We start from the raw sequence: 13,151 nt of genomic DNA, 5'->3' as shown, positions 1-13,151 counted from the left end.
GCACCTTGCCTCAACAGAAATAGACAGTGCTGAACATTTTATTGACAGGTCTGCACAGCGCGGTCATCGTCGAGCCGTGAACAGGGAGCCGCCGCATGTCCAACGACCCGCTTCTCCAGCCCTACCAGCTCAGGCATCTGACCCTGCGCAACCGCATCATGACCACCGCGCATGAACCCGCCTACCCCGAGGACGGCATGCCCAAGGACCGCTACCGCGCCTATCACGAGGCGCGTGCCAAGGCCGGTGTGGCACTGGCGATGACGGCCGGGTCGGCCTCGGTCTCGCGCGACAGCCCGCCGGCTTTCAACAACATCCTGGCCTATCGCGACGAGGTGGTGCCCTGGGTCCGCCGGCTCACCGATGCGCTGCACGAACACGGCTGCGCGGCGATGATCCAGCTCACCCACCTGGGCCGGCGCACCGGTTGGAACAAGGGCGACTGGCTGCCCTCGATCGCCCCCGGCCCGCATCGGGAACCGGCGCACCGGGCCTTTCCCAAGGTGATGGAGGACTGGGATATTTCCCGCGTGATCAATGATTTCGCCGATGCCGCCGAGCGGATGCAGGCCGGTGGCATGGACGGGATCGAGCTGGAATGCTACGGCCACCTGCTGGAACAATTCTGGTCGCCGCTGACCAACCGGATGGAAGGCGACTATGGCCCCGGGAGCCTCGACACCCGCCTGCGGTTTTCGCTCGAGGTGCTGGCGGCGATCCGCGATCGGGTGGGGCCAGACTTCATTGTCGGCTTCCGCTTTACCGCCGACGAGGCTGCGCCGGGCGGCACGACGCCCGAGGAAGGGCTGGAGATCGCGCAGCGGCTCAAGGCCACGGGCCAGGTCGATTTCCTCAACGTGATCCGCGGCCGCATCCACACCGATCCCGCGCTGACCGATGTCATCCCGGTGCAGGGCATGCCCAGCGCGCCGCATCTGGATTTCGCGGGGTCGGTGCGCGCCGCCACCGGCCTGCCGACCTTTCACGCCGCGCGCATTCCCGACGTGGCAACGGCGCGCCACGCCGTCTCGGCCGGGCTGCTCGACATGGTGGGCATGACCCGCGCCCATATGGCCGATCCGCAGATCGTGCAGAAGATCACCGAGGGGCGCGAGCATGACATCCGCCCCTGCGTCGGCGCCACCTATTGCCTCGACCGGATCTACGAAGGCGCCGAGGCGCTCTGCATTCACAATCCTTCCACGGGGCGCGAGTTGCAGATGCCGCATGAGATCCCTCCGGCCGAGACGCCGCGCCGGGTGGTGGTGGTCGGTGCCGGGCCCGGAGGGCTCGAGGCCGCGCGGGTGGCGGCAGAGCGGGGCCACGCGGTGACGGTCTTCGAGGCCGCACCAGACCCCGGCGGCCAGATCCGGCTGACCGCCCAAAGCCCGCGGCGGCGCGAAATGATCGGCATCATCGACTGGCGCATGGCGCAATGCGCCGCCCGCGACGTGCGCTTTCACTTCAACAGTTTCGCCGACGCCGGGGACGTCATCGCGCTCTCGCCCGATCTGGTGATCGTGGCGACTGGCGGGCTGCCCAACCTCGAACTGCTGGAACAGCAAGGTGAGCAATCGCTCGCGCTTTCGACCTGGGATCTGATCAGCGGCGATGTGAAGCCGGCGGGCCAGGTGCTGGTCTATGACGAGAGCGGCGATCACCCCGGGCTGCAGGCCGCCGAACTGGCGGCGCGTGCCGGCGCCGAGGTCGAGGTGGCGACGCCCGACCGCAGCTTTGCGGTCGACATCATGGGGATGAACCTGACGCCCTACATGCGCGCGCTGCAGGACCATGGCGCGCGGCTCACCGTCGCCACGCGGCTCTTGGGCCTCGCCCGCGCCGGCAACCGGATCGAGGCGACATTCGGCAGCGATTACAGCGCGGTGCAGCGCAAGGCGACCTATGACCAGGTGGTGATCAACAACGGCACTCGGCCGCTCGACGATCTCTATGTCGCGCTGCGTCCGCAGTCGGTGAACCTGGGCGAGGTCGATCATGCCGCGCTGATCGAGGGCCGCCCGCAGGCGCTGCGGACCAATCCCGAGGGTCTTTTCCAGCTATTCAGGATCGGTGACGCGGTGTCGTCGCGCAACACCCATGCGGCGATCCATGATGCGCTGCGGCTGATGCGGGTGGCATAGGCCGGCCCCGGGAACCGGGCGGCCCGAGGGCCGCCCGGCCGTTTCACAGGCTCAGCCGAGCACCTTGGTCACCGCAACGCGGGTCTTTTCGGCCACCTCGTCGGCCTCGGCCGGCGACAGGCAGAAGGGCGGTGCAAAGCCCAGGATATCGCCCTGCGGCATCGCGCGGCCGATCACGCCCTGCTCCAGCAGCGCGGCGGCCACCTGCGGGCCGATCTTGTCGCTGGCGTCAAAGAAGCTGCGGCTGTCGCGGTCCTTGACGAATTCCACCGCGCACATCATGCCGGCGCCGCGCACGTCGCCGACGTGGACGTGTTCGCCTAGCGCCTCGGTCATCACCTTGTTGAAATAGGCGCCGGTCTCGCCGGCGTTCATCACCAGCCCCAGCTCGTCGATCAGCTTGAGGTTGGCGACGCCCGCCGCCGCGCCGATCGGATGGGCGGAATAGGTCCAACCATGGCCGATCGGGCCGTTCTCATCCGTGCCCTGCTCCAGCACCTTCCACATCTTCTCCGACACGATCGAACCCGAGAGCGGCGCATAGGCCGAGGTCAGCCCCTTGGCGATGGTGATCAGGTCGGGCTTCAACCCGTAGTGCTCGGAGCCGAACATCGTGCCGAGACGGCCGAAGCCGGTCACCACCTCGTCGGCCACCAGCAGGATGTCGTGCTTGGCCAGCACCTCCTGGATCGCCGCCCAGTAACCTTCGGGCGGGGGCACGATGCCGCCGGTGCCCAGCACCGGCTCGCCGATGAAGGCGGCGATGGTGTCGGCACCTTCGCGCTCGATCAGCGCCTCCAGCTCGGCCACGCAATGGGCCACGAACTGCGCCTCGCTCTGGCTCTGGTCCTCGCGGCGGAAGTAGTACGGCGCCTCGGTGTGGACCACCTGCGCCAGCGGCAGGTCGAACTTCTTGTGAAAGAGCTCGAGCCCGGTCAGCGAGCCGGTCACAAGGCCGGAGCCGTGATAGCCGCGCCAGCGCGAGATGATCTTCTTCTTCTCGGGGCGGCCGAGGATGTTGTTGTAGTACCAGATCAGCTTGACGTTGGTCTCGTTCGCATCCGATCCGCCAAGGCCGAAGTAGACCTTGGACATATGGTCCGGCGCCCGGTCGAGGATCATCTTGGACAGGGTGATCGAGGCCTCGGTGCCGTGACCGACGTAGGAATGGTAATAGGCCAGCTCATGCGCCTGGGCCGAGATCGCCTCGGCGATCTCCTTGCGGCCGTAACCGACGTTCACGCAGTAAAGCCCGGCGAAAGCGTCGAGCAGGCGGTTGCCCTCGCGGTCCTCGATGTGACAGCCGTCGCCGGTGGTCACCACCCGTTGCGGCAGGTTGCCCCTGGCGAACTCGGCAAGGTGGGTCGACGGGTGGAAGAAATTCTCCCGGTCCCATTGCTCGAGCATGTCGTTCTTCAGCATGATCATCCTTTCCGCAGGGGGTGGCCCGGGGCCTGCCCTGCTTCTTCCTCAAACACATCGCAGACCCCCGAACGCGCCCGGGCCGCGCCGCTTGCAAGCAAGCTGCACCGCTGGGGCCGCCGCGACAGACGCGGCGGATCGGGCGGGAAACGTCAGGGGTGTTGCACCAACGTGAGCCGAGCGTTTCACGCCGGATCGGCGATTGCAAGACGGCTTGGCTCAGTCGGTGAGCGCACCCTTGCGCAGCGGCGCGATCAGCCCGGCACGGCGCAGCGTGGGCACCGGATATTGCGGATCGGTGAGGAAGCGATCGAGGGTGAAGCCGGGCTCCAGCGCCTGGATCTGGCGGAGATAGCGCTGCGCCCCCTTGATGTCGCCGGCATGGGCACAAAGCGCCACCAGCTGCCGCCGCGGGGTGATGAAACCGGGCGCCGCCAGGCTGGCGCGGGCGGCGGCATTGCGGGCCTCATCAAGCTTGCCGGCAGAGATGCAGACCAGCGCATGAAAGAGGTCCCAGAGATGGCCGAGGTCGTCGTCAGGCTCGGCCCGGCGCGCCTCGGTCGACAGGCGATAGGCCTCGGCCGGGTTGCCAAGGGTGCTGTGCGCCAGCGCAAGGGTCTGCTGGGCGAAGAGGTTGTTCTGGTTCCACTGGATCGCCTGCATGGCGAGATCGGCGGTATCGGAAGGATCGGCCTGCAGCCCGATCCGGGTCAGCGCCGCCAGCGAGATCGCCAGTGCATTGTCGGAGGCGCTCTCCAGCGCCTGGGTGACCAGCGCATTGGTCTCCTCGCGGTCGGCCAGCGTCGCGCCATGCGTCGTCTCGTTCAGCTCGGCCATGCGGGCAAAGGCCTGCCAGGCGAGGTAGACGCCGTTGCCGTCGGCCTCATGGGCGCTGCGGAAGAACTGCTGCGCCTCCTGCAGCGAATGCCGGTCGAACTGTGCCATCTTGCGCATGCCGAGGCTGGCAAAGCCCGCCGCCGCGGCCTCTGGCCGGTCGAGCGGCACCATCGCCGGCAGCCGGTGCATTATGCGCGAGGCGGCGGAATGCGCCAGACCGGTGATCGTCTCGGCGCTGATCATCTGGGTCACTGGGCCAGTCATGCTGCGATAGTCCGAGAACATCACCCGCCCGTCGCGGCCGTTCTCGACCCTGAGAAAGGCCACCGCGCGGCCGCCGTCCTCGGCCACGTCGCAGCGCACCTCGATGTCGGGCATCAGGTCGGCGGGCATCTTCTCGCCCCAGGCATAGCGCAGCACCGAGAACCGCTCTTCGAGGCTCTTGGCCACCTGGTCAGCGAGGATCTGACCGGTGATGCGTTCGGTCGCCGGGCCTTCGCCCGCTGGCGCGCTGCGGATCACGAGGCCAACGGTTTCGCGCGGGCGGCGAACCTGGGCCATCGCCGGTGCGGCGCTGAGGGCATGCCGGGCGATCATCTCGTCCTTCCACTTGACGAATTCCGGATCGCGGATCGTCAGACCTTCGAGCATCTCGCGGTCGGCGCGCGGCAGGCCGTTGATCGGATCGAGGTCGGTACGCACCCGCCCCTCTTCGAGCCAGACGATCAGCCGGCTGGCCTGAAACAGCGTGTCATCCGAAGGCAGCGCGGCACGGATCTGGCTCAATGTCTGGCGCAGCGAGCCGCTGGCCTGGGTCTGGGAGCGGTCGCTCCAGAGCTTGCCTTCGATCCAGCGCCGTCCCCGGCGCAGGTCCTGGGCCGAGGCCAGAAGTGCCAGCACGGCCCGCGCCTTGGAGCCGCGCGGCGTGACGTCCCGACCGTCGGGCGCATGCACCGAAAAGGTGCCGAAAAATCTGAATTCGTATACGCCGGCCACCTGTCCGCCCCTAATTTTTGCGGTCTTGATGACGTTTGTCGCATGTTTCTGCCAGCCGTCCACGCGACCCCTGCGTGAAATAATCGTGAAAACGTGCAACTTGAGCGGTCTGACGGCGGATTTTCGTGACCCGCGCGTCAGATCCGGCGGAATTTTGCCCTGAAATCAGGCCCGCATGCGGTCATTGCCGGGATCGTACATTGGCCGCAGTGACGCCTCTGCCGGCACCCGCCGCCCCGCCACGTCGATCTCGTAGCGCGACGCCTTGACCTCGGCCGCGCTCTCGCCGACGCAGGGCACATAGCCCAGCCCGATCGCCCCGCCCAGGTGGTGGCCATAGGCGCCGGAGGACAGATAGCCCACGATCTCGCCGTCGCGCAGGATCGGCTCATTGTGATAGAGCAGCGGCTCGGGATCGGTCAGCCGGAACTGCACAAGCCGCCGCGCGAGCCCGGCCTCCTTCTTGCGCAGAACCGCGTCGCGACCGATGAAATCGGGCTTGGTAGTCTTGACCGCAAAGCCGAGCCCCGCCTCGAGCACATGGTCCTCGCAGGTGATGTCATGGCCGAAGTGGCGAAACGCTTTCTCGATCCGGGCGCAATCCATCATGTGCATCCCGCAGAGCTTGAGCCCGTGGTCGGCCCCGGCCTCGGCCAGCACCTCAAAGACATGTGCCGCCATGTCGGTGCTGACATAAAGCTCCCAGCCCAGCTCGCCGACATAGGAAACGCGATGCGCACGGGCCAGCCCCATGCCGATCTCGATCTCCTGCGCCGTGCCGAAGGGATTGACCTCGTTCGAGAAATCATTGGGCGAGACCGCCTGCAGCAGCTTGCGGGCATTCGGCCCCATCACCGCCAGCACGCCCTCGGCGGCGGTCATGTCGGTGATCGTCGCGCGGAACTCACCCTGGTGGCGGCGCAGCCAGGTCTCGTCGGCCAGCCGCGTGGCGGCGGGGGTGACCACCAGATAGGCGGTCTCGCTCAGCCGGGTGACGGTGACATCCGCCTCGATCCCGCCGCGCGCATTCAGGAACTGGGTATAGACGATCCGCCCCGCCGGCACCGACATGTCATTGCCGCAGACATGGTTGAGGAAGGCCTCGGCATCCGGCCCCTCGACCCGCAGCTTGCCGAAAGAGGCCATGTCGTACATGCCGACGCCCGTGCGCACCGCCGCGACCTCGCGCGCGACATTGTCAAAGAAGTTCTGGCGCTTCCAGGAGTACTCGTATTCCGGCGTCTGGCCGTCGTCGGCAAACCAGTTCGCCCGCTCCCAGCCTGCCAGCTCGCCAAAGACAGCGCCGCGTTCGGCCAGATGCGCATGGAACGGCGTGCGGCGGACGCCGCGGGCGGTGGCCTTTTGCCGATAGGGGTAGTGGTCGGCATAGAGCAGGCCCAGCGTCTCTTTCGAGCGCTCGAAAAGGTATTGCCCGTTGCCCTGTACCGGCGCCATGCGGGAAATGTCGACATCGCCCAGATCAAAGGGCTTCTCGCCGCTGTCCATCCATTCCGCCAGCGCCATGCCCGCCCCGCCGGCCGACTGGATGCCGATCGAGTTGAAGCCGGCGGCGACCCAGACGTTCTCCATCCCCGGGCAGAGACCCAGGTGATAGGCGTCATCGGGGGTAAAGCTTTCGGGGCCGTTGAAAAAGGTGTGGATACCGGCCGCGGCCAGCATCGGCATGCGGTTGACCGCCCGCTCGAGGATCGGTTCGAAATGGTCGAAATCCTCTGGCAGCTGGTCGAACTCGAAGCTTTCCGGGATGCCCTGCATGCCCCAGGGTTTCGACACCGGTTCAAAGGCACCGAGCAGGATCTTCCCGGCGTCTTCCTTGTAGTAGGCGCATTCGTCCGGCACCCGCAGCACCGGCAGCTGGGTCAGCCCCGGCACCGCCTCGGTCACGATGTAGAAGTGTTCGCAGGCGTGCAGTGGTACGTTGGTGCCCAGCATCCGGCCCACCTCGCGGCCCCACATGCCGGCGCAGTTGATGACGTGGTCACAGGCGATATGACCGCTGGTGCCATCCTCGCCCTGCCAGTCGACGCCGGTGATGCGCGTGCCCTCGCGGCTGACGCCGGTGGCCTTGGTGCGCTCGGCCACGGTGGCGCCGCGCTGCCGCGCACCCTTGGCCAGCGCCAGGGCGATATTGGCCGGGTCGCCCTGCCCGTCCTTGGGCAGATAGACGCCGCCCACCACGCCGTCGAGGTTGAGATGGCCGTAGCGCGCGCCAACCTCCTGGGGCCCGATCTCCTCGATATCGACGCCAAAGGCCCGCGCCATGCCGGCAGAGCGCGCCAGTTCCTCCATCCGCTCGTCGGTCAGCGCCACGGTGATCGAGCCCACCCGCTTGAAGCCGGTGGCAACGCCGGTCTCTTCCTCCAGCGCGCCGTAGAGCTCCTGGCTGTATTTTGCCAGCCGGGTCATGTTGACAGTGGCGCGGAGCTGCGCGATCAGCCCGGCGGCATGCCAGGTGGTGCCGGAGGTCAGCTGCTTGCGTTCCAGCAGCACCACGTCGGTCCAGCCGAGCTTGGTCAGGTGATAGGCGACGGAACAGCCGATGACACCGCCGCCGATGATGACGGCGCGGGCCTGTGTGGGAAGGTTGGGCATGGCAGAGCTCCTTGCGGCCGGGGGGCCAGGCGGGTCAGGACGATGGGTTCAGATCAGGGTGTGGCCGGCGGCCGTCAGCCGGCGGGCGATCTCGGCGATATGCGCCGGGCCGACCTCGCAGCAGCCGCCGACAAGCGTGGCGCCATGGGCGACCCATTGCATGGCGTGATCGGCATAGGTCTCCGGCCCCATGTCACGTCGGGCCGAGAGCGCGTCGACGGTGGGATTGGCCTTGAGGAAATCCTTGGTGATCTGGGTGAAGCCGTTGGCATAGGCGCCATAAGGCAGGCCCGCCGTGGCCAGACCATCAAGCGCCGCGGCGATCGCCTCTGGCGCCGAGCAATTGGCCAGCACGGCGGCGGCGCCATGCGCCTTGGCAATCTGCGCCGCCTCGGCCACCGGCTCGCCAGAGCGCAGCAGGCTGCCGTCCTCGTCATCGACGGTGCAGGCCAGCCAGACCGGCTTGCCCTCCGGCACGGTGGCGTCGAGGATGTCGCGGGCATGCGCCAAGGAGGCCACGGTTTCGCAGAGGATCAGGTCGACCCGGGGCGCGAGGATGCCGGCAATCTCGCTGTAGATCGCCAGGGCCTCGTCGCGCGCGGGGTGCAGATCGGGACGGTAGGAGGCGCCGATCGGCCCCACCGCCCCGGCGATCCGGCCAGAGCCATACGCGGCGCGGGCACGCTCGGCCTCGCCCAGCGCGCGGTCGTGCAGTTCGTGGAAGCTCTCTTCGACGCCGGCATGACGCAGCCGGTCGCGCAGGATGGCATAGGTGTTGGTGGTGGCGATGGTGGCGCCGGCGGCAAAGAAATCGCCATGCACCTCGGCCACCAGCCCGGGATGGTCCATCATGACCCGCGTCGACCAGAGCGCCGTCGGCTGGTCACCGGCCCGGTGCACCAGCTCCTGCCCCATGCCGCCGTCAAGAAGGGTGATGTCAGTCATCTCAAACCTCGCAATGCCCGTTTCACGATGATCTTGTGCGGCAGCAGCACCGCCGCCAGATAGACCCGCCCGGCCCAGTGGTTGAACCAGATCGAGGTGGTTAGCCGGGCGCCCGCTGCTGTCCGTTCGGTGAGGATGGTAAAGGTCAGGTGCCGGTCCGGCAGGCCGACCTCGTAGCGCTCTGCCGTCTCGCTCAGGACCGGCAGCGACAGCATCATCGCCTTGCCAGAGCCGCCCGCGCTGCTCTCGGTCCGCAGACCGAAACGCGCCATGGCGCGATTGCGCAGCCGCATTGCCGTCGACACCCAGCCGGGCAGCCGCAGAAAGCCTTCCTCATAGGCCTGCCGCGCAGTCTCGATCCGCGGCGCGACAGGGCCGGCGTGGCTGTCCTGCCAGTCCGGCGGGCGAATCGGGCGGGCAAATGTCATGCCCGGATCCGCTCGTTCTTCGGATCCCAGAGCGATCCGGCGGCCTGCACCTCGGCCTTGCGGCGTTCGCCGTAGATGTCGACCTCGATCTCGCTACCCGGCTCGGCCAAGTCGGCGCGCAGCATCGCCAGCGCCACCGAGCCGCCGACGCGGTAACCCCAATCGCCCGAGGTGACCTCGCCCACCACCTCGTCACCCTTCCAGAGCGTCGCCATGTAAGGCGCATCACAGTCACCTGCGTCGATCTTCAGCGCGATGCAGCGCTTGGCCGGGCCCTGCTGCTTTTCGGCCTCGAGCGCGGGTTTGCCGGGGAAATCCTTGGACCAGTCGATGAAGCGGTCGAGCCCGCCTTCGAGCAGGCTGTAATCGGTCGACAGATCGCCCTTCCACGCCCGGTAGCCCTTTTCCAGCCGCAGCGAGTTCAGCGCGAACATGCCGAAGGGTTTCGCACCAGCCCCGGTCACCGCATCCCAGATCGCCGGGGCATCCTCGGCGGCGCAATGGATTTCCCAGCCCAGCTCACCGGCAAAGGACACGCGGAGCAGCGCGCAGGGCTTGCCCGCCACCTGCCCCTCGAAACTGACCGAGAGCCAGGGCTTGGTCAGGTCGTGATCGGTCAACGGCCCGAGGATGTCCCGCGCCTTGGGACCGGTGACCAGCAGGCATTCGACCTCTTTCGAATGATCGGTCACGGTGATCCCCTCGGGCGCCTGCCGCCAGAGCAGCTCGGCGTCATGCCATTGCGCCACGGCGGCGGTGATCAGCCCGACCTCGTCGGGCCCATGCACCATGGCGGTCATTTCGGTCAGGATGCGGCCGCGGTTGTCGGGGAAGTAACACAGGCCCACCCGCCCCTCCTTGGGCAGGCGCGAGGCGGTGAGACTGTCGACGAAGTCCCGCGCGCCCGGCCCCTCGACCTTGAGCCGCGTGAAGCCCGAAATCGCGAGGATGCCGCAGGTGTCGCGCACCGCTTCGCATTCCTCCCTGACCCGCGGCTCCCATGGCCCTGAGCGCGCCCAGGTCTCGGTCGCCTCTTCCGAGGTGTCATCCCCGGGCTGCGCGAACCAGTTGGCCCGCTCCCAGCCGTTGTAGACCCCGAACTGCGCCCCGGCCTCCTTCAGCCGGCCATGCAGCGGCGACAGCTTGCGGTCCGGCGCGGCGGGCCAGCGGTGATGCGGGAAATGCATGGCGTATTCGTGGCCATAGGTCTCCTTGGCCTTGGCCTCGCAATAATCGGGATCGGTGTAATCGGTGTAGCGCCGTGGATCGACGGCCCACATGTCCCATTCGGTCTGGCCTTCGGTCACCCATTCCGCCAGCACCTTGCCGGCGCCCCCCGCCTGGGTGATGCCGAAGGTAAAGACGCAGGCCTCATAGGCATCGGGCACGCCCGGCATCGGCCCGATCAGCGGCAAGCCGTCGGGTGCATAGGGGATCGGGCCGTTGATGACACGGCCGACGCCAGAGGCCCCAAGGATCGGCACCCGCGCCATGGCATCCTCGATATACCATTCCAGCCGGTCGAGATCGTCGGGATAGAGCTGGAACGAGAAATCCTCGGGCATCGGATCCTCCGGCGTGACCCAATGCGCCTTGCAGTTGCGCTCATAGGGGCCAAGGTTGAGCCCGGTCTTCTCCTGCCGCAGGTAGTATGAGCTGTCGACATCGCGCAACAGCGGCAGCTTGCCGTGCTCCCTGGTGTAGTCCTCGATCTCCTGCACCGGCTCGGTCAGGAAATACTGGTGGCTCATCACCACCATCGGCACCGTGCGCCCGCCATAGGGCTTGAACCACTCGCCCACCCGCTGGGCATAATAGCCGGCGGCATTCACCACCTTTTCACAGGTAATGTCGCCCTTGTCGGTGTGCACGATCCACTGGCCGTTCCTGCGGGTCACCCCGGTCGCCGGGCAGAAGCGCTCGATCCGCGCGCCTGCCTGCCGGGCCCCGCGCGCCAGCGCCTGGGTCAGCTGCGCCGGGTCGATATCGCCGTCATCGGGGTCATACAGAGCGCCCGCCAGATCATGCGTCTCGAGGAACGGGTAGCGGTCCTTCAGATCGCCGACCTGCATCATCTCCAACGACAGCCCCTGGTAGTTGCCCATGCTGCAGGCCCGCTCGAATTCCATCATCCGCTCACGCGAGTGCCCCAGCCGGATCGAGCCGGTGACATGATAGTTCATCGGATAATCGACCTCGTCCGAGAGCCGTCGATACAGCTCCAGCGAATATCGCTGCATGTTCATCACCGCCCAGGAGGTCGAGAAGTTCGGGCAATTGCCCGCCGCATGCCAGGTGCTGCCGGCGGTCAGCTCGTTCTTCTCCAGCAGCACAACGTCCCACCCCGCCTTGGCGATGTGATAGGCGCAGGAAGCGCCAACGGCGCCGCCGCCGATGATGACCACGCGGGCCTGTGTGGGGAAATCGCTCATGAAACGCGTCCTCTGGCTGATGCTGTCAATAGACCGGCGGGGCGATCACCCAGATCACCACCGCCGGCTCGTCATGGGGATTGGCCCAGCGAAACGGCTCGCCACGAATGCGGAAGCTGTCGCCGGGGTTCAGGCTGAAACTGCGCGGGCCGATCTCGAGGTCGAGCCGGCCGGAGATCACGTAGCCCACCTCCTGGGTCGGGCGGGTCACGGTCTCGCCGATCTCGCTGCGCGGCAGGAAGGTGGAATGCACCATCTCGAAATCATCGGTCAGATCGGGCGAGAGCAGCTCCTCCACCAGCCCCGCCGCGCCAGAGCCCAGCCGCCGGCGGGCGTCACGCCGCACCACGAGGCCAGCCTCGTCGGCCGGGATCGGCGCATGACCGAACAGCATGGAAATCGGCGCCCCGAGCGCCGCACCGATCTGGCGCAGGTCGCTGATCGAGGGCTCGGAGAGGTCGCGCTCCACCTGGCTCAGCCAGCCGACCGACCGGCCCAGCCGCGCCGCCAGCTGCGCCAGGGTCAGCCCGCGCGCGTGCCGCAGCGCCCGCAGATCGGCCCCAAGGCTCTGGCTGTTGGTATTGTGAAGGTCCATCCCGCACGCCCTGTCCAAGCCCGTGAAATTCTGGGCCTGTTTTTCACAGTGGTGCGAGTCGTGAAATTTCTCAAGCTTTTTTCACGCCGCGGCGCGGCGCCTACAGCTTGCCGAACACCTGCGCCAGAAGGCCGCTCAAGGCGCGGGCATCCTCGGCGTCGAACGCCGCCGGTTGATCGCTGTCGATATCCAGCACGCCGATCAGCGTGCCATCGCCGCGCCGCACCGGCAGCACGATCTCCGACCGGGTCGACGAGGCGCAGGCAATATGGCCGGGGAACGCGTCGACATCCGCGACCAGTTGCACCTCGCCAGTACGCGCCGCCGCGCCACAGACGCCGCGCGAAAACGGAATCGTCAGGCAGCCATGACCGCCCTGGTACGGCCCGATCTTCAGCATCTCCGGCCCGGTCACCCGGTAGAACCCGGTCCAGTCGAACCGGTCATCCGCATGGTGCAGCTCGCAGACCATGGTCGCCATAAGCGCAACCTCGTCGCTCTCCCCTTCGGTGAGCGCCGCCAGCGTCTTTAAAATCTCGGAATACTTGATGCGCGCCATCACGCCCCCCCACTTGCCAGAAAGACCCCCGCAAGATCCTTCTTCTGTTCACAAATACCCTTGGGGGGAGGCCGCAGGCCGGGGGGCAAAGCCCCCCTCTCTCTCAAAAAAACCTGAGGGCGAAGCCCCCATTTTCAAAACGCCCGCGGTCACGCCCCCCCGCCCCGCCACTATACCGCAGCG

At 67.3% G+C, this 13,151-nt stretch carries 9 protein-coding genes; 1 reads left to right on the top strand and 8 read right to left on the bottom strand.

Annotation, left to right across the window (positions count from 1 at the left end; genetic code table 11):
- The first annotated feature begins 95 nt into the window (after positions 1-95).
- A complete protein-coding gene (locus ACN0SE_RS12990; protein ID WP_417524951.1) occupies positions 96-2,141 on the top strand; it encodes an FAD-dependent oxidoreductase in 2,046 nt (681 codons plus the stop codon).
- A gap of 51 nt (positions 2,142-2,192) precedes the next feature.
- Here ACN0SE_RS12990 and ACN0SE_RS12985 read toward each other — a convergent pair whose 3' ends face one another.
- The 8 genes from ACN0SE_RS12985 to ACN0SE_RS12950 all read right to left on the bottom strand — a co-directional run bounded on the left by ACN0SE_RS12985 (position 2,193) and on the right by ACN0SE_RS12950 (position 12,968).
- A complete protein-coding gene (locus tag ACN0SE_RS12985) occupies positions 2,193-3,563 on the bottom strand; it encodes an aspartate aminotransferase family protein (protein WP_417524950.1) in 1,371 nt (456 codons plus the stop codon).
- Between the two features lie 219 nt (positions 3,564-3,782).
- Positions 3,783-5,396, bottom strand: a complete 1,614-nt coding sequence (locus tag ACN0SE_RS12980; protein ID WP_417524949.1) for a hypothetical protein — start codon at positions 5,394-5,396, stop codon at positions 3,783-3,785.
- A 165-nt stretch (positions 5,397-5,561) separates the two neighbouring features.
- Positions 5,562-8,009 carry a GcvT family protein gene (locus ACN0SE_RS12975; RefSeq protein WP_417524948.1) on the bottom strand — a complete coding sequence of 816 codons (2,448 nt, stop codon included), beginning with the start codon at positions 8,007-8,009 and terminating at the stop codon, positions 5,562-5,564.
- A 48-nt stretch (positions 8,010-8,057) separates the two neighbouring features.
- Positions 8,058-8,954, bottom strand: a complete 897-nt coding sequence (locus ACN0SE_RS12970) for a homocysteine S-methyltransferase family protein (protein WP_417524947.1) — start codon at positions 8,952-8,954, stop codon at positions 8,058-8,060.
- Positions 8,951-9,382, bottom strand: coding sequence for a DUF2867 domain-containing protein (locus tag ACN0SE_RS12965; protein WP_417524946.1), 432 nt, complete (start codon positions 9,380-9,382; stop codon positions 8,951-8,953). Before ACN0SE_RS12965 ends, ACN0SE_RS12970 begins: the two co-directional genes overlap by 4 nt.
- Complete coding sequence (locus tag ACN0SE_RS12960) at positions 9,379-11,814, bottom strand: GcvT family protein (protein WP_417524945.1); 2,436 nt, start codon at positions 11,812-11,814, stop codon at positions 9,379-9,381. Before ACN0SE_RS12960 ends, ACN0SE_RS12965 begins: the two co-directional genes overlap by 4 nt.
- Before the next feature lie 25 nt (positions 11,815-11,839).
- Complete coding sequence (locus ACN0SE_RS12955) at positions 11,840-12,409, bottom strand: helix-turn-helix domain-containing protein (RefSeq protein ID WP_417524944.1); 570 nt, start codon at positions 12,407-12,409, stop codon at positions 11,840-11,842.
- Between the two features lie 100 nt (positions 12,410-12,509).
- A complete protein-coding gene (locus ACN0SE_RS12950) occupies positions 12,510-12,968 on the bottom strand; it encodes a GAF domain-containing protein (RefSeq protein WP_417524943.1) in 459 nt (152 codons plus the stop codon).
- Between the last annotated feature and the right edge of the window lie 183 nt (positions 12,969-13,151).

It is taken from the genome of Marinovum sp. (genome assembly GCF_048263515.1).
GTDB lineage: Bacteria > Pseudomonadota > Alphaproteobacteria > Rhodobacterales > Rhodobacteraceae > Marinovum.
The sequence above is the reverse complement of the archived record's forward strand: the minus strand, read 5'-3'. Positions and strand labels throughout refer to the sequence as shown.